This is a genomic window from Pseudomonas sp. Sample_14, from assembly GCF_004307515.1.
Classification (GTDB): Bacteria; Pseudomonadota; Gammaproteobacteria; order Pseudomonadales; family Pseudomonadaceae; genus Aquipseudomonas; species Aquipseudomonas atacamensis.
Genome location: NZ_RCOC01000015.1, coordinates 115,431 through 136,472, shown reverse-complemented (window position 1 = coordinate 136,472; position 21,042 = coordinate 115,431). Strand labels below are relative to the sequence as shown.

19 protein-coding genes are annotated in these 21,042 nt (G+C 60.2%); 12 read left to right on the top strand and 7 right to left on the bottom strand.

Annotation, left to right across the window (positions count from 1 at the left end):
• Positions 1-123: 123 nt before the first annotated feature.
• Positions 124-633: a disulfide bond formation protein B gene (locus D8U61_RS03490; protein WP_016773299.1), complete on the bottom strand. Its 510-nt coding sequence runs from the start codon at positions 631-633 to the stop codon at positions 124-126.
• 223 nt (positions 634-856) lie between these two features.
• Entirely contained in the window at positions 857-2,038 is a 1,182-nt protein-coding gene (gene hmpA / locus D8U61_RS03485; protein WP_130926415.1) for an NO-inducible flavohemoprotein, read from the bottom strand.
• Between the two features lie 163 nt (positions 2,039-2,201).
• Between hmpA and norR the strand changes: the two genes are divergently transcribed.
• The 5 genes from norR to D8U61_RS03460 all read left to right on the top strand — a co-directional run bounded on the left by norR (position 2,202) and on the right by D8U61_RS03460 (position 6,773).
• Positions 2,202-3,764, top strand: coding sequence for a nitric oxide reductase transcriptional regulator NorR (gene norR / locus D8U61_RS03480; protein WP_130926414.1), 1,563 nt, complete (start codon positions 2,202-2,204; stop codon positions 3,762-3,764).
• Positions 3,765-4,080: 316 nt separating this feature from the next.
• Positions 4,081-4,983 carry a chemotaxis protein gene (locus D8U61_RS03475; RefSeq protein ID WP_016773296.1) on the top strand — a complete coding sequence of 301 codons (903 nt, stop codon included), beginning with the start codon at positions 4,081-4,083 and terminating at the stop codon, positions 4,981-4,983.
• A gap of 3 nt (positions 4,984-4,986) precedes the next feature.
• Positions 4,987-5,469, top strand: coding sequence for a GNAT family N-acetyltransferase (locus D8U61_RS03470; RefSeq protein WP_177433299.1), 483 nt, complete (start codon positions 4,987-4,989; stop codon positions 5,467-5,469).
• Between the two features lie 144 nt (positions 5,470-5,613).
• The gene (locus D8U61_RS03465; RefSeq protein ID WP_016773294.1) at positions 5,614-5,940 is read left to right on the top strand and encodes a hypothetical protein; all 327 of its coding nucleotides are present in this window, start codon (positions 5,614-5,616) and stop codon (positions 5,938-5,940) included.
• 83 nt (positions 5,941-6,023) lie between these two features.
• Positions 6,024-6,773, top strand: coding sequence for a YkgJ family cysteine cluster protein (locus tag D8U61_RS03460; RefSeq protein ID WP_125925697.1), 750 nt, complete (start codon positions 6,024-6,026; stop codon positions 6,771-6,773).
• 134 nt (positions 6,774-6,907) lie between these two features.
• Here D8U61_RS03460 and D8U61_RS03450 read toward each other — a convergent pair whose 3' ends face one another.
• The 3 genes from D8U61_RS03450 to D8U61_RS03440 form a co-directional block, all read right to left on the bottom strand.
• Positions 6,908-7,147: a hypothetical protein gene (locus D8U61_RS03450; RefSeq protein ID WP_016773292.1), complete on the bottom strand. Its 240-nt coding sequence runs from the start codon at positions 7,145-7,147 to the stop codon at positions 6,908-6,910.
• Between the two features lie 139 nt (positions 7,148-7,286).
• Complete coding sequence (locus D8U61_RS03445) at positions 7,287-7,706, bottom strand: hypothetical protein (protein WP_125925700.1); 420 nt, start codon at positions 7,704-7,706, stop codon at positions 7,287-7,289.
• Positions 7,669-8,298: a nucleotidyltransferase domain-containing protein gene (locus tag D8U61_RS03440; RefSeq protein ID WP_125925701.1), complete on the bottom strand. Its 630-nt coding sequence runs from the start codon at positions 8,296-8,298 to the stop codon at positions 7,669-7,671. The genes D8U61_RS03445 and D8U61_RS03440 overlap by 38 nt, the downstream gene beginning before the upstream one ends.
• 191 nt (positions 8,299-8,489) lie before the next feature.
• On the opposite strand from D8U61_RS03440, the gene D8U61_RS03435 reads away from it, so the two are divergent.
• From D8U61_RS03435 to D8U61_RS03405, 7 genes are all read left to right on the top strand, one after another.
• Positions 8,490-9,650 carry an efflux RND transporter periplasmic adaptor subunit gene (locus D8U61_RS03435; RefSeq protein WP_130926412.1) on the top strand — a complete coding sequence of 387 codons (1,161 nt, stop codon included), beginning with the start codon at positions 8,490-8,492 and terminating at the stop codon, positions 9,648-9,650.
• Positions 9,647-12,760, top strand: coding sequence for a multidrug efflux RND transporter permease subunit (locus tag D8U61_RS03430; RefSeq protein ID WP_130926411.1), 3,114 nt, complete (start codon positions 9,647-9,649; stop codon positions 12,758-12,760). The genes D8U61_RS03435 and D8U61_RS03430 overlap by 4 nt, the downstream gene beginning before the upstream one ends.
• A 7-nt stretch (positions 12,761-12,767) precedes the next feature.
• Positions 12,768-13,445 (top strand): heavy metal response regulator transcription factor, encoded by a 678-nt coding sequence (locus D8U61_RS03425; RefSeq protein WP_016773287.1) that lies wholly within the window; start codon positions 12,768-12,770, stop codon positions 13,443-13,445.
• Positions 13,435-14,799: a heavy metal sensor histidine kinase gene (locus D8U61_RS03420; protein WP_130926410.1), complete on the top strand. Its 1,365-nt coding sequence runs from the start codon at positions 13,435-13,437 to the stop codon at positions 14,797-14,799. The genes D8U61_RS03425 and D8U61_RS03420 overlap by 11 nt, the downstream gene beginning before the upstream one ends.
• 299 nt (positions 14,800-15,098) lie before the next feature.
• The gene (locus tag D8U61_RS03415; protein WP_016773285.1) at positions 15,099-15,320 is read left to right on the top strand and encodes a hypothetical protein; all 222 of its coding nucleotides are present in this window, start codon (positions 15,099-15,101) and stop codon (positions 15,318-15,320) included.
• A 194-nt stretch (positions 15,321-15,514) separates the two neighbouring features.
• Positions 15,515-16,831 (top strand): OprD family porin, encoded by a 1,317-nt coding sequence (locus tag D8U61_RS03410; protein WP_130926409.1) that lies wholly within the window; start codon positions 15,515-15,517, stop codon positions 16,829-16,831.
• A 199-nt stretch (positions 16,832-17,030) separates the two neighbouring features.
• A complete protein-coding gene (locus tag D8U61_RS03405) occupies positions 17,031-18,533 on the top strand; it encodes a sensor domain-containing diguanylate cyclase (RefSeq protein ID WP_130926408.1) in 1,503 nt (500 codons plus the stop codon).
• A 185-nt stretch (positions 18,534-18,718) separates the two neighbouring features.
• Here D8U61_RS03405 and lpxC read toward each other — a convergent pair whose 3' ends face one another.
• Together lpxC and ftsZ are read right to left on the bottom strand one after the other, a co-directional pair.
• Complete coding sequence (lpxC, locus tag D8U61_RS03400) at positions 18,719-19,630, bottom strand: UDP-3-O-acyl-N-acetylglucosamine deacetylase (RefSeq protein ID WP_007916984.1); 912 nt, start codon at positions 19,628-19,630, stop codon at positions 18,719-18,721.
• Between the two features lie 112 nt (positions 19,631-19,742).
• Positions 19,743-20,939 carry a cell division protein FtsZ gene (gene ftsZ / locus D8U61_RS03395; protein ID WP_016773283.1) on the bottom strand — a complete coding sequence of 399 codons (1,197 nt, stop codon included), beginning with the start codon at positions 20,937-20,939 and terminating at the stop codon, positions 19,743-19,745.
• Between the last annotated feature and the right edge of the window lie 103 nt (positions 20,940-21,042).

Genomic DNA, 21,042 nt, shown 5'->3' with positions numbered 1-21,042 from the left:
CCGCACGCTTCATTGCCGTTCGTCACGGTGTTTTCACAAACGCTCTGAAATGCAAAACGCCCCGATTTTCAGCAGCGAAAATCGGGGCGTTTTGTTTATCGGCAGCTCTGCCGAGAAGTTGACTCAGCGCAGCGCTTTTCGATTACGCGAAGTCAGCAGAGGCACCAGAATGACCACCAGCACGAAGGCCACCAGCGCCCATTGCGCCAGCGACAGACCGAGGATCGGCGGATACGGCGTCGAGCAGAAACCGTCAACCTGGAAGCCCAGCGGGAAGATCTTTGCCAGCGGCAGATCATCGACAATCGGCTGCAGCACATCGACGCCACAGCTCACCGCCGGATAGAACTGCGTATAGACGTGATGCCCGGCCACACCAGCCCCGGCGATCGCACAGATCACCACCAGCGTCTCGAACACGGTGATGCTGCGACGGCTGCGCATGCCCGCGCCAATGAAGGCGAACAGTGCAATCAGCAACAGTGCATAGCGCTGCAGAATGCACAGTGGGCAAGGTGCTTCGCCGAGCACGACCTGCATGTAAAGTGCGCCGCCGATCAACGCCAGGCAGATGATCCCCAGCAACACCAGGTAGCGCCGCTCACGCCCCAACCGCATCGTTTCCTCGCTCATTGCCTTTCCTTTGTAAGTCCATGATCCAGCCGGCCGGCGGCTGTAATTGTCGCAAGTCTACACCGGGGCAATAAACGATAGAGCGGTTAAGGAATGATTAACCAACATGGCTTTTGCGGCGCGCAGAAGATTCGCGAGCAGGCTCGCTCCCACAATGGATCTGCGTCGGACACAAATCCTGTGGGTGCTAGCCTGCTCGCGAACGAGACAACTCAGTCTCGGATCACTCCAGAGCAGCAGCCGGGCCGAAGAACTCGTAACGGCTCTGTTTCTCCGGAACGCCCAACGCTTTCAGATGCCGCTTGATCGCGCCCATGAACCCTTTAGGCCCGAGGAAGTACGCATCGACATCGCGCTGCGCCGGCAGCCACTGGCCGAGCAGTTCTTCGCTGAGCAGGCCAACCTTGTCCGCTGCCGGGCTGACGCCATCTTCTTCGGCGTAGCAATAGAAGCGCTTGAGTTGCGGATGACGCGCCGCCAACCCATCGACCCAGTCACGGAACGCGTGGACGCTGCCGTTGCGCGCGCAGTGGATAAAGTGCACCGGACGTTCGGTCGCCAGCGCGGCTTCCAGCATCGCCAGCGTCGGGGTGATGCCGACGCCGCCACTGATCAGCACCAGCGGCTTGTCGCTGGCCGCCAGGGTGAATTCGCCCGACGGCGGGAACAGTTGAATGTTTGAGCCGACGTGCAGTTGATCATGCAGGTAGTTGGACGCGCGACCATTCGGTTCACGCTTGACGCTGATGCGGTACTGGCCGTTATTGGCCAGTGCCGACAGCGAATAGTTGCGACGGATTTCTTCACCGTCGAGGATCAGCTTCATGCCGATGTACTGACCCGGTTCGGCCGCAAGAATCGGCCCTTTGTCCGCCGGTTCGAAGTAGAACGAGGTGATTTCCGCGCTCTCCTGCACCTTCGCTGCGACGATGAATTCCCGCGCACCGCGCCAGCCGCCGACAGCGTGTTCCTTCTGGTCATAGATCGCGGTTTCGGCGCCGATCAGGATGTCGGCCAGTTGCCCGTACGCAGCGCCCCAGGCACTCATCACCTCAGGCGTGGCGATCTCTTCGCCGAGCACTTCGGAAATGGCGCGCAGCAGGCAGGTGCCGACGATCGGGTAATGCTCCGGCAGAATCTGCAGGGCGACGTGTTTGTTGATGATCTTCGCCACCAGATCGCCCAACTGGTCGAGCTGATCGATGTGCCGGGCGTACATCAGCACGCCGTTGGCCAAGGCACGCGGCTGATCGCCACTGGCCTGATGCGCTTGGTTGAACAGCGGGCGCACTTGCGGGTATTCGGAGAGCATCATGCGGTAGAAATGCGTGATCAACGCCTCGCCGCCGCTTTCCAGCAGAGGCACGGTGGATTTGATGATGGCACGATCCTGGACGCTAAGCATAAGGTGACTCCTGCGCTTTCTTGAAAGATTGCATTAGGGATATCAGCTTTCGTGCCAACTAATTAATCCTTTGAATTCAACAGTTTGAACCCCTCATAGTCATTTCGACACAAATGAACGTATAGTCATCGCGACTACACCTTGTCTCTTTGACTACATAACCATGACCGCTAAATCCCTGCTTACCGCCCTGCTGCCTCTGGTCGCCGACCTCTCCCGCGAACTGCCCGAAGGTGAGCGCTACCGGCGTTTGCTCGAGGCCATGCGCGCCTTGTTGCCCTGCGATGCCGCCGCGTTGTTGCGTCTGGATGGCGAATCATTGGTGCCGCTGGCGGTGGACGGTCTAAGCACCGACACTCTCGGCCGGCGCTTCAAGGTCAGCGAGCACCCGCGTTTTGAAATCCTGCTGGCCGGCGCCGGGCCGACGCGCTTCGCTGCCGACAGCGACCTGCCCGATCCTTATGACGGATTGGTCGATGGCCTCGACGATCATCTTGAAGTTCACGACTGCCTCGGCTGTCCTTTATTCGTCGATGAAAAACTCTGGGGCCTGATCACCCTCGACGCGCTGGACCCGGAGCGTTTCGAGCCGATCGAACTCGACGCCCTGCAAGCCTTCGCCAGCCTCGCCTCGGCCACGGTCAACGCCGCCGAACGCATCGAACGTCTGGCCACCCGCGCCGAAGACGAGCATCAGCGCGCCGAGGTCTACCGTCAGGCCAGCGGTCAGCAGCACCGCGAAATGATCGGCCAGAGCAAAGCGCACAAACGCTTGGTGGAAGAAATCAATCTGGTCGGCGGCAGTGATCTGACTGTTCTGATCACCGGCGAAACCGGGGTCGGCAAAGAGCTGGTAGCCCAAGCGATTCACGCCGCCTCCGCGCGCGCCGACAAACCGATCATCAGCCTCAATTGCGCCGCCCTCCCCGACACGCTGGTGGAAAGCGAACTGTTCGGCCACGTGCGCGGCGCCTTCACCGGCGCCACCAGCGACCGGCGTGGCAAGTTCGAACTGGCCAATGGCGGCACGCTGTTTCTTGATGAAGTCGGCGAGCTGTCGCTGACAGTCCAGGCCAAGTTGCTGCGCGTATTGCAGAGCGGTCAATTGCAGCGCTTGGGCTCGGACAAGGAGCACCAGGTCGACGTGCGTCTGATTGCCGCGACCAATCGTGATCTGGCCGAAGAAGTGCGCAGCGGTCGCTACCGTGCCGACTTCTATCACCGCTTGAGCGTGTACCCGCTGCGGGTGCCGGCCCTGCGCGATCGCGGGCGCGACGTGTTGCTGCTCAGTGGCTTCTTTCTCGAGCAGAACCGCTCGCGCATGGGCCTCAACAGCCTGCGTTTGAACAGTGATGCTCAGGAAGCGCTGCTCGCCTATACCTGGCCGGGCAATGTCCGGGAGCTGGAGCATTTGATCGGACGCAGTGCGCTGAAGGCGCTGGGTAACTGCAAAGTGCGGCCGAAGATTCTGAGTCTGAGCGCGGCGGATCTGGATTTGCCCCGAGAGGTTGTGGATAACGTGGTTGCGCCTGCCAGTGCTGACTTGGTCGACGTGATGCCGATAATCAGCGGGGATCTGCGCAGTGCCACCGATGAGTTTCAGCGGCGCCTGATCAGTGCAGCGCTGGAGCGTCACCAGGATAACTGGGCAAGTGCGGCGCGGGAGTTGGGGGTGGATCGGGCGAATCTGGGGCGGATGGCCAAACGACTAGGCATGAAGAGCTAAAAGCACACCCTCACCCTAGCCCTCTCCCAGAGGGAGAGGGGACTGATTGGGGGATATTGAAGAATTCCACTGACGTGAAAGATTTCTTCCGAATCCATAATCGACTCGGTCGTTCAGGTCGGTGTAAAACGCCAGACACCTCCGTCGGCCCCCTCTACCTCTGGGAGAGGGCTGGGGTGAGGGGCAGTGATAGAGAGAACAGCGATCAACTCAAGCCGACTACCCGACAACTAACCTAAAGCCCATCCCTTTAACGCCGATAACACGGCATCAAAGGTTTCTGGCGATTCCCACTCTCGCCCCACAGAAGGTTCTTATGTCCTCCACCAAAGCCCGCGCAGATTCACTTTCGCTTCTGCTGTTTACCTTGCGCAGCGGCAAGCTGATGGCGATCAACCTGCTGAAAGTCAGTGAAATCATCCCCTGCCCGCCGCTGACCAAGCTGCCGGAGTCGCACCCGCACGTCAAAGGCATCGCCTCGCTGCGCGGTGCATCGCTGTCGGTGATCGACCTCAGCCGCGCGATCGGCGAGCGGCCGCTGGAAGATCCCAACGGTGGCTGCCTGATCGTCACCGATGTCAGCCGTTCCAAGCAGGGTCTGCATGTGCAGGCGGTGAGCAAGATCGTCCATTGCCTGACCACCGACATCAAGCCACCACCTTTCGGCTCCGGCGGCTCGCGCGCCTACATCACCGGCGTGACCTCGGTGGACGGCACGCTGGTACAGGTGCTGGACATCGAAAAAGTCATCCACAGCATCGCCCCGGCGCAGATCGAAATGGCGCCGACCGACCTGACCATGGAAGACGCTGAAGTGCTCGGCAACGCGCGCATTCTGGTGGTCGATGACAGCCAGGTGGCCCTGCAGCAATCGGTGCACACCCTGCGCAACCTCGGCCTGCAATGCCACACCGCGCGTAGTGCCAAGGAAGCCATCGACTGCCTGCTCGACCTGCAAGGCACCGCGCAGCAGATCAATCTGATCGTCTCCGACATCGAAATGTCGGAAATGGACGGCTACGCCTTCACCCGAACCCTGCGCGAGACCCCGGACTTTGCGCACTTGTACGTCTTGCTGCACACCTCCCTCGACAGCGCGATGAACAGTGAAAAGGCCCGACTGGCCGGTGCCAATGCGGTGCTGACCAAGTTCTCCTCGCCGGAGCTGACCCAACGTCTGATCGAAGCGGCCAAGCACGTCGCGGCCAACGGGCACTGAGTCTTGACCGAAACGTTTTGCTTTCTGCTGCGGCGCGACTTGAGTGGGGTTCTGCCGGATGCGCAGTGGCCGGACGGGGTTGAGCTGTCCGTCTACTGCGAGGAGCTGGCGCCGGCGGTGCATCAGTTGATGCAGCTCGGACAGCTGGAAGGTGGCGGTCGAGTGCCGTCACTGGACGACTGGCGTCAGCGCTTTGCCAGCGACCCTGAATACGATCCAGCTTTGTGTTTCGTGGCCTGCGATGCCGAGGGTGTGGTGGGCGTGGCGCAGTGCTGGACCAGTGCCTATATCAAGAATCTGGTGGTGCACCCGCGAATGCAGGGCCGGGGGCTTGGACGCGCGTTGTTGCTGCATGCCTTCAGCGTCTTTCAACAGCGGCGCGAGGGGTTTGTCGATTTGCGGGTTCTGGAGGACAACCTGCGGGCGCGGCGGTTGTATGAGAGTGTCGGGATGGTTGTGGTTCGGCGCGAGCTTGTGCCCGACTGATCTACCGCTTTCGCGAGCAGGCTCGCTCCCACAGATGGATTGCATTTCAAACTGTGGGAGCGAGCCTGCTCGCGAAGGGCAGCACTGGCAACTTCCGCTATCCGACAGACTCCAACCTTGGCCATAACCAAGGATGCCCCAACCATGAAAGCCATCACCCTGGCGCTGCTCAGCCTCACCGCCCTGGCCTCCCAGGCCCACGCCTCCAGCCCCGACGCCTGGGCCGCTTACGACAAGACCGTGCTCGCCAGTTGCACCAAGGCCAGCGGTCTGAAAAACGTCAAACCTGTCGGCACGCCCGCGCAATTCGACGACCGCGTCGGTTACACCGCCGTTCTGCTGCAAGGCCAATACCCGCAAAAACACATGAAAGGCCAGCAAGGCAGCGAGCTGTGCCTGTACAACAAACAGTCGAAAACCGCGTTCGTCACCGAGTGGGATTCGATTCGCCCGGCCACGAACACCCACTGAGTGGCGCAGTCCTTGCTTCGATCCGGTTCTGTGCGATGGTTTTCCGCCGTCGTTTCACACCCTGATTGAAGAAAGATCGCTCAATGAATACGACGTTTTCCTGCGTAGGCTGCGGCAAATGCTGCACCGACCACCATGTCCCGCTGACGCTCGCCGAAGCCCGCATGTGGGCGGCCGATGGCGGTCAGGTGATCGTGCTGGTCGAGGCGTTTCTCGGCAATGGCCTGGGCCTGCCGGCGCAGCAGCGCGAACATGCCGAGCGCCGTTCGGCGGTGGTCCGCAGTGGCACTACTGATGCTCACGTGGCGATCACCTTTGCCGCCTACAACGTCGGCCCCTGCCGGAATCTTGACGACGACAAGCGCTGCCGGATCTACGAGCGCCGCCCGCTGGTCTGCCGGATTTACCCGGCGGAAATCAATCCGCACATCTCGCTCAATCCAGCTGCCAAGGATTGCCCGCCAGAGTCCTGGGAGCAGGGACCGGAGTTGATTGTGGGAGGCGAATTGGTTGATCGGGCACTGGTTGAGCTGATCCAGCGTTCGCGTCAGGCGGACCGTGACGACATCAAACTCAAGGATGCGATCTGCGCTGCATTGGGGATTCGCACCACGGCGCTCAAGGGTGACGGGTTCACCGCGTACTTGCCGAACATGGATGCCTTTGCAGCGGTGATCGACCAGGTGAGCGCGCAACCGCTGGCGGCGCGAACCAGTGAATGGCTGTTTCATTTGTCCGGCGATGATGTCGCCGGGCAAGTGCTGGCAGCCGGGGGGCAGGTGGTGACGGAACCGGCGCAGACTTATGCGTTTATTTCATTGCGCGCGGCTTGATCTGATATTTGTGCTGTAGCGGATATCGCTTTCGCGAGCAGGCTCGCTCCCACAGGGTTGGGTTCTACACAAATCCAATGTGGGAGCGAGCCTGCTCGCGAAGAGGCCAGCACAAGCACCATCACTTTCCGATGTCAGCGCTTGCCCATCGACCGGCGCGTGCCCGGCGGCGCCATGCCCGGGGTTTTGGTGTGGCCATTCTTCGCGCCATTCTTGTACCACGGCTGATTCGAGCCTTTCGCCGAAGCCAGCTCGCCCGGCTTGAACGGGAACTTGAACGCCGGGATCTCGGCCTTGGTTTCGCTGGCGTCAGCCACTTCAGCCGGGACGTCGCTCACAGCGTCGTCAACCGGCGGTTGGGTCGGGGAAGTCATAAAAGCTCCGGGAACAAAAAGTCGGCCCGATCAGTGAGCCGCAAAGGCGCGCAGTATACCTGTGCGCTCTGGCTCGGCATCTGAAGATTTGCGCGATGCGCTGAATGGCTGCCTGGCACTGACACTGCGTGATGATATTTCAGTTCATGCGATGCTGAACGTCACCCAACAATTGCGACGTGCTCTCCAGCAATTGCTCAAGAAGCGCGTCATCTTCATCCATATAGCCTTCATATTCGGCGAGATTGCGCCGCTCGTGGCACAGCGCAAACAATCGCACCTGAACCTTGCTGCTTTGCGTGGTATGGATCAGGCACTGGAATACCAGATAGCGCTTGTCCGATCGATAGCCACTCAAGCGAAGAGCTGTCAGCGCCAGCGCGTGAGCGGCGTTGTAGGCCAAATCGAACCGGCTGGAAAACGACAGTGTGCAAGTGTGCGCATCCTTGAGCCTGTCCAAAGCCGAGCGCATCAGACCTTCACACTCCTTGCGGTCAGGTGGCTCCGCTTTCAGTACACCGCTACGTAGAAGATTCTCCAGTCTCTCGTTGCTGCCCATCCTTGGACTCCAAAGGGTTGGCCCCTGACAGATCGATTTTTTCCTGCTGCATCACTCGCATGACAAAGCTGTTCTGTGCCGCCAGCTTCCTGGCCCAGTCTTGCGGGGTATATAGCGTCGGGTTGATGGGACGCCCCAATTGCTCCTCCAACGGCATGAGTCGCTCCATCAACTCACTGTAGTGCAGGCCTTCACCAATCAGCATGAGATCTATGTCACTGAGTGTGTTCGCCGAGTTTTTGGCGATGGAGCCATACACGAACGCCCACGTGATCTGTTCGGCAAACGGTTCTAATGCCTGACGAAGAGGCTCGGCAAAACCGAATGTCTTGCGCGTGATGCCCAGAAGCTCCGCGTAAATAGGACATGCGGGATTGGCCTGGTAATGGGTCTGGTTACCCACTCGAGTCATGCTGAGGATCCCGGCTCGTTGCAATCGATCGAGTTCACGCATCAGGCCGCCTTTGCCAACCTGTGCCCAGCGCACAATTTCGTTGGCGTAGAACGTCTGGTCAGGCTTGCCGAACAACAATCCCAACACTTTTTGCTGGGTGGCGGTGAACAGAGCTTCGCTTAAAGAAAGGTTTTCCACTGGCGCAAACCGAAGAGTCCCAAAACAGGAACGATAGGTCCCTTTTAGGGACTTATCAACTCAACGGTAATCGCAGCCACTGCAATTAACGTCGGAAACTGACAATCCTGACAGCCAGCCGTCACCCTGCCGACCGCCTGACCGGTTTATAACTGGTCAATCTGCCCAAACTCCAGACTTCGGCGCCGCGCATGTCCATCCAGAAAAACAAAATCCTGCTAGCCACTCTCCTGATTCTGCTGGCAGCCGCCGGCCTGTGGTTCGCGCTCAAGCCAGCGCCGACCAAACTGGCGAGTCCGACCGCCATCCCGGTACGCGTCGTAACGGTCAGCGCCAAAGACGTGCCGCGTTACACCAGCGGCATCGGCTCGGTGCTGTCGCTGCACAGCGTGGTGGTGCGCCCGCAGATCGACGGAATCCTGACGAAAATTCTGGTCAAGGAAGGTCAGTTGGTCAAAGCAGGCGACCTGCTCGCCACCATCGATGACCGCTCGATCCGCGCCAGCCTCGACCAGGCCCGGGCGCAGTTGGGCGAGAGTCAGGCGCAGTTGCAGGTCGCGCTGGTCAATCTCAAGCGCTACAAACTGCTCAGCGTCGACGACGGCGTATCGAAACAGACCTTCGACCAGCAACAGGCCTTGGTCAATCAGCTCAAGGCCACGGCACAAGGCAATCAGGCCTCGATCGATGCGGCGCAGGTGCAACTGTCCTACACGCAGATTCGCTCTCCGGTTACTGGGCGCGTCGGTATTCGTACGGTCGATGAAGGCAACTTCCTGCGCATGACCGACACCCAAGGCCTGTTCACCGTCACGCAGATCGACCCGATCGCCGTCGAGTTCTCCCTGCCGCAGCAGATGCTGCCGACCCTGCAGAGTCTGATCAGCGATCCGCAACGCGCCCCGGTCAAGGCGTACATCGGAGCCGATACTGATGGCGAAACCGGCAATCTGCTCGGCGAAGGTCAGCTGACCCTGATCGACAATCAGATCAACGCCAACACTGGCACCATCCGCGCCAAGGCCGAATTCGCCAATGCCAGCCAGAAGCTCTGGCCGGGTTTGCTGGTGACGGTAAAAATTCAGACGGCTGTGGATAAAGATGCGCTGGTGGTTCCGCCCACCGTCGTACAGCGTGGCCTCGAACAACACTTTGTTTACCGCGTGAAGGACGACAAGGTCGAGGCGGTGCCGGTGCAAATGGTTTATCAGGGCAGCGGCCAGGACATCATCAAAGGCGTCAACGCTGGTGACGTGCTGGTGACCGACGGCCAGTCGCGACTCAAACCGGGCTCGAGCGTGCAAATCATGAGTGAGCCGCCGCAAGTGGTGCAGGCGGAGCCCAAGCCATGAACTCGCACAAGGGCATCTCGACCTGGTGCATCGATCACCCGGTGGCGACGATTTTGCTGACGTTCGCTCTGGTACTGGTCGGCGTAATTGCCTTCCCGCGTTTGCCGATTGCGCCACTGCCGGAAGCGGAATTTCCTACGATCCAAGTCTCGGCACAGTTGCCCGGCGCCAGCCCCGACACCATGGCTTCCTCCGTGGCCACGCCGCTGGAGGTGCAATTCAGCGCTATCCCCGGCATGACCCAGATGACCTCCAGCAGCGCGCTGGGCTCAACTCTGCTGACCCTGCAATTTACCCTCGATAAAAGCATCGACACCGCCGCCCAGGAAGTACAGGCGGCGATCAACACCGCCGCCGGCAAGTTGCCAAAAGACATGCCGACGCTGCCAACGTGGAAGAAGGTCAACCCGGCCGATAGCCCGGTGCTGATCCTCAGCGTCAGCTCGACACAGATGCCCGGCACCGAACTCAGCGACCTGGTGGAAACTCTGCTCTCGCGTCAGATCAGTCAGGTCGACGGCGTCGGCCAGATCAACATCACCGGTCAGCAACGCCCGGCGATTCGCGTACAAGCCTCGGCGGACAAACTCGCGGCCATCGGCCTGACGCTGGCCGACATTCGGCTGGCGATCCAGCAGACCAGCCTTAACCTCGCCAAGGGTGCGTTGTACGGCGAATCGAGTATCTCGACGCTGTCGACAAACGACCAGTTGTTCCACCCCGAGGACTACAGCGAGCTCATCGTTTCCTACAAGGATGGCGCCCCGGTTCACCTGCGCGATGTCGCCAAAGTCGTCAACGGTGCGGAAGATGCCTACGTGCAGGCCTGGGCCGGAGATCGCCCCGGTGTGAATCTGGTGATTTTCCGCCAGCCCGGCGCCAACATCGTTGAAACCGTCGACCGCATTCAAGCCGCCCTGCCCGGCCTCGAAGCGATGCTGCCGGCCTCGGTGCAGGTGAAAACCCTGATCGACCGCACGCAGACCATTCGCGCCTCGCTGCATGAAGTCGAGATCACCTTGCTGATCGCGATCCTACTGGTGGTCGCGGTGATGGCGCTGTTCCTGCGCCAGTTGTCGGCGACGCTGATTGTCTCGGCGGTGCTCGGTGTCTCGCTGATCGCCAGTTTCGCCCTGATGTACGTCCTCGGCTTCAGCCTGAACAACCTGACGCTGGTGGCGATCGTCGTCGCGGTCGGCTTCGTCGTGGACGATGCGATTGTGGTGGTGGAAAACATCCATCGCCATCTCGAGGCCGGTGACGATATGCGCGAGGCGGCGATCAAGGGGGCCGGCGAGATTGGCTTCACCGTCGTTTCGATCAGTTTCTCACTGGTGGCGGCGTTCATTCCGCTGCTGTTCATGGGCGGTGTGGTCGGGCGCCTTTTCAAGGAATTCGCCCTGACCGCGACTTCGACGATCATGATTTCCGTGGTGGTGTCGCTGACCTTGGCGCCAACCCTTGCCGCGCTGTTTATGCGTAAGCCGGTACATCACGCCAACGCCAAACCCGGCTTCAGTGAACGCTTGCTCGGCTGGTACGAAAAGGGCCTGCGTCGCGCCCTCGACCACCAGAAACTGATGATTGGTGTATTTGGCCTTTCGCTGGCGTTGGCGGTCGCCGGCTACATTTTCATTCCCAAGGGGTTCTTCCCGGTGCAGGACACCGGGTTCGTCCTCGGCACCACCGAAGCCGCTGCGGATATTTCCTACGGCGACATGGTGAAAAAACACTTGGCCATGGCCGAAATCGTCGCGGCCGATCCGGCGGTGCAGGCCTTCTCGCACTCCGTCGGGGTTTCCGGCAGCAACCAGACCATCGCCAACGGGCGCTTCTGGATCGCCCTGAAAAAACGTGGTGATCGCGATGTCAGCGCCAGCCAGTTCATCGATCGCATCCGCCCGCAACTGATGAAAGTGCCCGGCATCGTCCTTTATTTGCGCGCCGGGCAGGACATCAACCTCAGCTCCGGCCCCAGCCGTGCGCAGTACCAATACGTACTCAAGAGCAACGACGGCGCGACCCTCGCCACCTGGACCCAGCGCCTGACCGAGAAACTGCGCAGCAACCCGGCATTCCGCGACATTTCCAACGATCTGCAACTGGGCGGCAGCATCACCCACATCAGCATCGATCGCAGCGCCGCCGCGCGTTTCGGCCTGACCGCCAGCGATGTCGACGAGGCGCTGTACGATGCATTCGGCCAACGGCAGATCAATGAATTCCAGACCCAGGTCAACCAGTACAACGTGATTCTCGAGCTGGACACCAAGCAGCGCGGCAAGGCCGAAAGCCTCAACTATTTTTACCTGCGCTCGCCACTGAGCGGCGAGATGGTGCCGCTGTCGGCGCTGGCAAGGTTTGACGCGCCAACCATCGGCCCGCTGTCGATTGCTCACGACGGCATGTTCCCCGCCGCCAACATGTCATTCAACCTCGCGCCCGGCGTGGCATTGGGCGAAGCGGTGATTCAGCTCAATCAGGCCAAGGCCGAGATCGGCATGCCCACCGCGATCAGCGGCAATTTCCAGGGTGCGGCGCAGGCGTTCCAGAGTTCGCTGGCCAGCCAGCCGTGGCTGATTCTGGCAGCGCTGGTGGCGGTGTACATCATTCTCGGCGTGCTTTATGAAAGCTTCGTGCATCCGCTGACGATCATTTCGACCCTGCCGGCAGCAGGCCTCGGTGCGGTGATCATGCTGTGGATCTGCGGCCAGGACTTTTCGATCATGGCGTTGATCGGCCTGGTGCTGCTGATCGGCATCGTCAAAAAGAACGGCATCCTGATGATCGACTTCGCGCTCGAGGCGCAGCGCCAGCGTGGCCTGCCGCCGCAGGAGGCGATTTTCGAAGCGTGCATCACCCGGTTCCGGCCGATCATCATGACCACCCTCGCCGCCCTGCTCGGTGCGTTGCCGCTGATGCTCGGCTACGGCACCGGCGCCGAATTGCGCCAGCCGCTGGGGATTGCCGTGGTCGGTGGTTTGCTGGTCAGCCAGATGCTGACGCTGTTTACCACGCCGGTCATATACTTATGGCTCGAGCGGCTGTTTCATCGGCACTCACACCCACCAGCCCCAACGCCCGCAACGGCACTGGCGACCACAGACTGAGGCGGTCATGCGCGTCCTGATTATCGAAGACGAAGAAAAAACCGCGGACTATCTGCACCGTGGCCTGACCGAACAGGGCTACACCGTCGACCTTGCCCGCGACGGCGTCGAAGGCCTGCATCTGGCGCTGGAATGCGATTACGCCGTGATCGTCCTCGACGTCATGTTGCCGGGGCTCGATGGCTTTGGCGTACTGCGCGCATTGCGTGCGCGCAAGCAGACCCCGGTGATCATGCTCACCGCCCGCGAGCGCGTCGAAGACCGCATCAAAGGCCTGCGCGACGGCGCCGACGATTACCTCGGCAAACCGTTTTCCTTTCTCGAACTGGTCGCCCGCCTGCAAGCGCTGACCCGCCGCAGCGGCGGCCACGAACCGGTGCAAGTGACCATCGCCGACCTGTGGATCGATTTGATCAGCCGCAAGGCCACCCGCGCCGGCACGCGCCTGGATCTGACCGCGAAAGAGTTTTCCCTGCTCAGCGTGCTGGCCCGTCGCCAGGGCGAAATCCTTTCGAAGACCGCAATCGCCGAAATGGTCTGGGACATCAATTTCGACAGTGACGCCAACGTCGTCGAAGTCGCGATCAAACGCCTGCGCGCCAAGCTCGACGGGCCGTTCAACGAAAAGCTGCTGCACACCATTCGCGGCATGGGTTATGTGCTGGAGAGCCGTGGTGTCCAGTAACTCGATTGCCTTGCGCCTGAGCGGCATGTTCACGCTGGTGGCGCTGGTGGTGTTTCTGTTGATTGGCGGCGCGCTGTATCAACAGGTCGACAAGGGCCTGGGTCTGTTGCCGGAAGCTGAGCTGGATGCGCGGTACAGCGTGCTCGAATCCACCGTCGGCCGTTACGGCACGCCGGAACATTGGGTGAAGATCAACAACAAGCTCAAGCTGCTCAGCGAAGAAGACAAGCGCATCAGCTTCTGGATCAGCAGCGGTGATCCGCGCTACGAATACGGCAACCTTACCCCGCAGATTCGTGCCGCCATCAATGGCCCGTTGGGCATGCATGATCTGCAACTGCCCGATCAACCCTACCCACTGAAAGTGCTGGTCAGTCAGTTCCCCGCCAAGGATCAGCGCCCGCCGCTGCGCTTCATGATCGGCATCGACACCGAGACGCTGCATCAGACCCAGCATCACTTGCTCATCGCCCTGATCAGTCTGGCGATTGTCGGGGTGCTGCTGGCCTCTGCATTGGGCTATTGGGTCGCAAGAATCGGTCTGAAGCCGTTGATCAAACTGTCGCAGGAAGCCCAGCGTCTGGCACCACCGCTGCGCGCCGGACGCTTGCGCCTGTCGCCGCTGCCGCCGGAACTGGAACAGTTTGTCGAGTCGTTCAACTCGACCCTGGAACGGGTCGAACTGGCCTATTCACGGCTGGAATCATTCAACGCCGACGTCGCCCATGAACTGCGCTCGCCGCTGACCAACCTGATCGGCCAGACCCAGGTCGCACTGACTCGCGGGCGCTCCGCCGAACACTATTTCGAAGTGCTGCAATCGAACCTCGAAGAGCTGGAGCGGCTGCGTTCGATCATCAACGACATGCTGTTTCTGGCCAGCGCCGATCAGGGCAACAAGGCGACCAAACTGACCTCGACGTCATTGGCTGATGAGGTGGCGACGACGCTGGACTATCTGGATTTCATCCTCGAAGACGCGCAGGTTGAAGTGCAGGTCAGCGGCGATGCGCAAGTGCAGATTGAGGTCGCGCATCTGCGCCGGGCATTGATCAATTTGCTCAGCAACGCGGTGCAGCACACCGAACCGGGTCAAGTGATCGAGGTGCGCATCGAAGTTGAAGAGCATCAGGTGAGCATTGGCGTAGCCAATCCCGGGTCGCCGATTGCCAGCGAGCATTTGCCGAGGTTGTTCGAGCGGTTTTATCGGGTTGATGCCTCGCGTAGCAACAGCGGCAATAACCACGGCCTGGGGCTGGCCATCGTCAAGGCGATTGCGCTGATGCATGGCGGGGATGTGTTTGTGCGCAGTGATCGGGGCATGAACACCTTCGGCATTCACCTTCCGGTCTGAATGCTCAGCCAAGCCCTGTGGCGAGGGGATTTATCCCCGCTCGACTGCGCAGCAGTCGCAAATCCTGTGCACAAGGTCCAAGAATCTTTGAGGCTGGAATCCTTGGGGCCGCTTCGCAGCCCAACGGGGATAAATCCCCTCGCCACAGGCCACCATCACGCACAGACCGGGTTGTTACCCGTGCCGATCTTTGCTTTTGCTGTAACAGTCATTTATGAAAATCACGCTGTTTCCCAACCCCCGGCAACCTTATCTTTGCCCGCACCAAACAGCACTCGCCAAGCGAGAAGGTTTTCAAGATGTCCAACAGTATGGGTATTGCCAGCGCATTCGTTTTGTCCTCATTGATTCTGTCGCCGATGGCGATGGCTGAAGAATCGCAAGCGTTCGTGGCGCACAACGTCGCTCGTGCGCAGGCATTCGATCAGCATCAGGCCGAAGTGATGGCCAAGGCTCAAGACGCGACGCAATCCCCGCAGGCCGCTACTTCCCAGGCTCAAGCGCTCGAGAAAGACAGCTGAGTCGCACCGCGACAGGTTTCCCTCGACGCGGTTGTTTGGCTCTTCCCGTTCAACCGTCGTCACTCCAGGCCGCTGCCATTCAGCGGCCTTTTTTCGTTGTGGTCTGAAAGCCGTCTGCTGCGTCTGTAACAACAAGAAACATCAAGCCGCTCAAGAACCAGAGCGGCCCGCTGACCCAAGGAGCCCCACCGCACGTGTTTTACCCTGTCCGCCTCACCCCGCTGTTCATTGCAATTGCCGCAACGATTGCCCCCGCTGTCCACGCCGATGAGTCTGCCCAACGGGGCTTCGTCGCAGGCTCGAGCCTCAACCTCAACGCCCGCAACTACTACATGAATCGCAACCGCTTGCAGAAGGCGGACGACAATATCGAGTGGGGTCAAGGTTTTCTCGGCGTGTTCCAGTCCGGCTACACCGAAGGCACGGTCGGCTTCGGCGTCGATGCCCACGCCATGCTCGGCCTGAAACTCGATGGGGGTGGCGGGACCGACGGTTCGAGCATCCTGCCGATCAGCGATGGCAACGGCAAAGCGCCGGGCTCGTTCTCCACCGCAGGCGGGACGTTGAAGCTGCGCGCCTTCGATACCGAGTTGAAGGCCGGTGACCTGTTCCTCACCAACCCGGTCATCGCCGGCGGCGACACGCGGATGCTGCCGCAGACCTTTCGTGGCATCAGCCTGAGCAACCACAGCTTCGACGGCTGGCTGATCGAAGGTGGCCAGGCCAGTTTCACCAAACCCTATAACCAGAGTGGTCATACCCGAATCGGAACGTCATACGGCACCCTCGCCGACGGCGACGAAAGCCAGCACCTGAACTGGGCCGGTGTGGCCTGGAGCGGCGTTGAGGGCCTGACCAGCAGCCTTTACGCGTCCGAGTTCAAGGACATCTGGAACCAGTACTACTACGACCTCGACTACACCTGGCAACTGAACGATCTGGTCAGCCTCAACCCAGGCCTGCACTTCTATCACACGCAAGACACCGGTGATGCGCTGCTGGGCAACATCGACAACAACACCTACAGCCTGCACTTCACCGTTGGCGTCGGTCATCACAGCGTTACCGCCGCCTGTCAGCGGGTCAACGGTAATACGCCGTTCGACTACATCAGCCAGGGCGACAGCGTTTATCTGGACAACTCGCAGCAGTATTCGGACTTCAACGGCCCGAACGAACGCTCTTGGAAGCTCAAGTACGCCTATGACTTCACCGGTGTCGGCATGCCCGGCCTGACTTCGGCGCTGTCCTATTCACGCGGCACGCTGGATCTGACCAAAGCTGACCCGGACAGCGCAGGCTATTCGAGCTGGTACAGCGCCGATGGCCGCAACGCCAAACATTGGGAACGCGACATCGATTTGCAGTACGTCGTACAAAGCGGCCAGGCCAAGGATCTCGCGGTGCGCCTGCAATGGGCCACCAACCGGGGCGGCAACGGCTACGGCGCGATTGATTCGGATACAGATGAATACCGCGTGATCATCGACTACCCGGTCAACGTCTTCTAAGATCGGCGCTGCGTTTTTCAGATCCTCTGATCTACCCTGTGGGAGCGAGCCTGCTCCGGGCGGCGTTCCGACGAAAGCTGATTGTCAGTCAACATCTGTGTTGAATGACACACCGCTTTCGCGAGCAGGCTCGCTCCCACAAGGTTGTCCGGCGTCAGCCCTACTAAGCTTACGAAACCACTCCTACCGACAGCCCATCATGATCACCAGCCGCACGCCGTCCATCACAGGCCTTACCGGTCGCCCCGAGCGCCTGCTGATCCTCGGCAGCCTGCTGACCGTGATTGCGATGGTGTGCATCGTCACCTTCCTGCTGATCCGCGAGTACGCCAGTGCGCAGGAAGTCGCCACGCGCCGCGCCACGACCATCGCGCAATTGATCGATGCCGATGTGCTGCGCACCGTCGAGCTGTACGACCTGACGCTGCAAGGGCTGATCGCCGCCGCCCAGCGTGACGACCTGCAGAACGTCTCGCCGCAGATCCGTCATCTGGCGTTGTTCGATCGCTCTGCCACCGCGCGCTTCAAGGGCGACATCCTGCTGCTCGACAAGCATGGCGAGGTGATCGCCGACTCCTCGCGCATCGAAGCGAAACCGGGCAATTTCGCCGACCGCGATTATTTCCTTGCCCACGCCTTCAACCGCGACATCGGCATGTTCATCAGCCGCCCGTTCAAGACCCGCTGCGATTGCGAAGAGGCTGATCAGTGGCGCATCAGCTTCAGCCGGCGCATTTCCTCGCAGACCGGCGAATTCCTCGGCGTAGCAGTGGCGTCGCTGAAACTCGACTACTTCGACGACCTGTTCAAAAGCCTCGACATCGGCACCGACAGTACGTTGAACATCATCAACAGCGATGGCGTGCTGCTTGCGCAGAAGCCGTATCTGCAGAGCGATTCGGTCGGCAAGAGTTTCGGCAACCGCCCCAATGTCGTGCGGATTCTCAACGATCGCGATGGCAGCGGCAGTTTCACCAGCACTTCGAGCATGGATGACCAGCGGCGGCTCTATACCTACTCGCGGGTCGGCAATCTGCCGTTGACCGTGATGGTCGCGCTGTCCAGCGAGGAAGTGTTCGGCACCTGGCGGCGCACGGCGATCCTGATCAGCGGCGCCACCGGCGTGTTGTGCCTGGGGCTGTTGTGGCTGACCTGGCTGCTCGCTCGGGAACTGCGTTTGCGCCATCGCGCCGAACGCGAACTGGCGCAACTGGCTGCCACCGATGACCTGACCGGTGTGGCCAACCGGCGCATGCTCGATCAGACCCTGCGCCACGAGTGGTTCCGCGCCCAGCGCTCGGGCCAGCCGCTGTCGGTGATGATGATCGATGCCGACCACTTCAAGGCCTTCAATGATCGCCATGGCCATCAAGCTGGGGATCAGGTCTTGCGTGAACTGGCCAAGGTAATCACCGCGAACGTGCGACGCCCGGCGGATCTGGTCGCGCGGTATGGCGGTGAAGAGTTTTCGGTGATTCTCGCCGAGACCGACAGCGCAGGAGCGCAGCAGATCGCCGAGCAGATTCGCCAGGCTGTGGAAGACTTGCCCTGGGTCGAAGGCGCTGAGCGGGCGATGACCGTGAGTATCGGCATCGCCACCTGGACATCGGCAAGCGAGATGACCTTGGAGCAGCTGCTGTTTTCAGCGGACAAGGCGCTGTATCAGGCCAAGGAAGGAGGCCGTAATCGCGTTGTAGTGTAAGCCTAATGTTTCCAGGGTGATGGCGCCGCCACCTTCGCGAGCAGGCTCGCTCCCACAGTTGGAATGCATTTCAAAGGTGGGAGCGAGCCTGCTCGCGAAGAGGCCTGATCAGGCACTAGAGAAACCACAGGCATAAAAAAAGGCCATCCGAGGATGGCCTTCAAAAAACTAGAGAGGTTTTTTACTTACACCGCCGCAACCGGGCGCATGTAAGAGATTGGTGCGGTGCTGGCGTCTTCGAACGTCACCACTTCCCAAGCGTCTGTCTGCTCAATCAATTTGCGCAGCAGCTGATTGTTCAGTGCATGACCGGACTTGAAGCCTTTGAACTCACCAATCAGGCTGTTGCCCAGCAGGTACAGGTCGCCAATCGCGTCGAGGATCTTGTGTTTGACGAATTCGTCTTCATAACGAAGACCGTCTTCGTTCAACACGCCATCAGCGTCGACCACGATCGCGTTTTCCACGCTGCCGCCGAGTGCGAGGTTGTGCTTGCGCAGGTACTCGATGTCACTCATGAAACCAAAGGTACGAGCGCGGCTGACTTCTTTTACGAACGAAGTGCTGGAAAAATCCACGCTTGCACTCTGGGTGCGGTCCCGGAATACCGGGTGATCGAAATCGATCTCGAAGCTCACCTTGAAGCCTTCGAAAGGGACGAAAGTGGCGCGCTTGTCGCCGTCTTCCACTGTCACTTCACGCAGGATGCGGATGAATTTCTTGGCGGCGTCCTGTTCTTCCAGGCCTGCCGATTGAATCAGGAATACGAAGGGTCCAGCGCTGCCATCCATGATCGGGACTTCGGACGCGGAGAGCTCGACGTAGGCGTTATCGATGCCCAGGCCAGCCATGGCCGAGAGCAAGTGCTCTACCGTGTCCACTTTGACGTCGCCATTGATCAGCGTCGTCGACATAGTGGTTTCACCGACGTTTTCCGCGCGGGCAGGAATCTGCACCACAGGGTCGAGGTCAGCGCGACAAAACACAATGCCAGTGTCGACAGGCGCAGGCTTGAGGGTCAGATAGACCTTCTCACCGGAGTGCAGGCCTACACCTGTGGCACGGATAATATTTTTCAGTGTGCGTTGTTTAATCATGGCTTGGGCCGCTTCAGCGCAAATTGCGAACTGGTATCAACAAAGGCTGGCGATGATAGCAGACCACGCCTTTGCTGAACACCAATCACCTTCATAGCCCTGATACATTCCATCAATCGGCCTGACGACGCAGGAATGCCGGAATGTCCAAGTAATCCAGGTCATCCTGCGGATTCATCTTCGCGGCAGCCGCAGCACCGGCCTGAGCCTGGTTGCGCATGACGGTCGGACGGTCCAGATCACGGTAGTTCACCGCTGGCTGCTCCTGACGGGCCGGAGCCGGTTGTTGCACCTGCGCCGAAGCCATCGAGGTGTGCACGGTGTTGTCGATAACCTTCACAGGCTTCTCGATTTTCGCGCCCAGACCGGTGGCAACCACGGTTACGTGCAGCTCGTCGCGCATGTCCGGATCGATAACGGTACCGACCTTGACCATCGCGTGCTCGGAAGCGAAGGCTTCGATGATCGAACCCACGTCGGAGTACTCACCCAGGGACAGGTCAGGACCGGCGGTGATGTTCACCAGAATGCCGCGCGCGCCTTGCAGGTTGACGTCTTCCAGCAACGGGTTGCGGATTGCCGCTTCGGTAGCTTCACGTGCACGGTTCGGACCGCTGGCGCAGCCAGTGCCCATCATCGCCATGCCCATTTCGCTCATCACGGTGCGCACGTCGGCGAAGTCGACGTTGATCATGCCCGGACGCTTGATGATGTCGGAGATACCGCGAACGGCACCGGCCAATACATCGTCAGCCTTGGCGAAAGCCGACAAGAGGCTTGCGTCTTTGCCGAGGATGGTCAGCAGTTTTTCGTTCGGAATGGTGATCAGCGAGTCGACGCTTTCCGAAAGCATGCGGATGCCTTCGTCGGCGATCTGCATACGCTTGCGGCCTTCGAACGGGAACGGACGGGTCACGACCGCAACGGTCAGAATGCCCATTTCCTTGGCCACTTCAGCGATGATCGGCGCTGCACCGGTACCGGTACCGCCGCCCATGCCGGTGGTGATGAACACCATGTTGGTGCCGGCCAGCACTTCAGCGATGCGCTCACGGTCTTCTAGAGCGGCTTGACGGCCGACTTCAGGGTTGGCGCCGGCACCCAGGCCCTTGGTCACGCCGGTGCCCAGTTGCAGAATGGTCCGCGCGCCGATGTTTTTCAGCGCTTGAGCATCGGTGTTGGCGCAGATGAACTCAACGCCTTCGATGTTGCTCTTGACCATGTGATTGACAGCGTTGCCGCCGCCACCGCCGACACCGATAACTTTGATTACCGGGCTTGCGGGGATGTTGTCTACGAGTTCGAACATTTTCCCTCTCCTTACATTCTCTAGTTTTTTCGCCTACTGCTGTTTGTAGCGGTGTATCTACTGCAGTTGCTTGCCGCTTGAAGCTTGTCGCTCCAGGCTGCTT

What these genes read in the sequence shown, in the direction of transcription:
- D8U61_RS03490 (WP_016773299.1), bottom strand. Translation starts at nt 633, where the DNA reads ATGAGCGAGGAAACGATGCGGTTGGGGCGTGAGCGGCGCTACCTGGTG.
- hmpA (WP_130926415.1), bottom strand. Translation starts at nt 2,038, where the DNA reads ATGCTTAGCGTCCAGGATCGTGCCATCATCAAATCCACCGTGCCTCTG.
- norR (WP_130926414.1), top strand. Translation starts at nt 2,202, where the DNA reads ATGACCGCTAAATCCCTGCTTACCGCCCTGCTGCCTCTGGTCGCCGAC.
- D8U61_RS03475 (WP_016773296.1), top strand. Translation starts at nt 4,081, where the DNA reads ATGTCCTCCACCAAAGCCCGCGCAGATTCACTTTCGCTTCTGCTGTTT.
- D8U61_RS03465 (WP_016773294.1), top strand. Translation starts at nt 5,614, where the DNA reads ATGAAAGCCATCACCCTGGCGCTGCTCAGCCTCACCGCCCTGGCCTCC.
- D8U61_RS03460 (WP_125925697.1), top strand. Translation starts at nt 6,024, where the DNA reads ATGAATACGACGTTTTCCTGCGTAGGCTGCGGCAAATGCTGCACCGAC.
- D8U61_RS03450 (WP_016773292.1), bottom strand. Translation starts at nt 7,147, where the DNA reads ATGACTTCCCCGACCCAACCGCCGGTTGACGACGCTGTGAGCGACGTC.
- D8U61_RS03445 (WP_125925700.1), bottom strand. Translation starts at nt 7,706, where the DNA reads ATGGGCAGCAACGAGAGACTGGAGAATCTTCTACGTAGCGGTGTACTG.
- D8U61_RS03435 (WP_130926412.1), top strand. Translation starts at nt 8,490, where the DNA reads ATGTCCATCCAGAAAAACAAAATCCTGCTAGCCACTCTCCTGATTCTG.
- D8U61_RS03430 (WP_130926411.1), top strand. Translation starts at nt 9,647, where the DNA reads ATGAACTCGCACAAGGGCATCTCGACCTGGTGCATCGATCACCCGGTG.
- D8U61_RS03425 (WP_016773287.1), top strand. Translation starts at nt 12,768, where the DNA reads ATGCGCGTCCTGATTATCGAAGACGAAGAAAAAACCGCGGACTATCTG.
- D8U61_RS03415 (WP_016773285.1), top strand. Translation starts at nt 15,099, where the DNA reads ATGTCCAACAGTATGGGTATTGCCAGCGCATTCGTTTTGTCCTCATTG.
- D8U61_RS03405 (WP_130926408.1), top strand. Translation starts at nt 17,031, where the DNA reads ATGATCACCAGCCGCACGCCGTCCATCACAGGCCTTACCGGTCGCCCC.
- lpxC (WP_007916984.1), bottom strand. Translation starts at nt 19,630, where the DNA reads ATGATTAAACAACGCACACTGAAAAATATTATCCGTGCCACAGGTGTA.
- ftsZ (WP_016773283.1), bottom strand. Translation starts at nt 20,939, where the DNA reads ATGTTCGAACTCGTAGACAACATCCCCGCAAGCCCGGTAATCAAAGTT.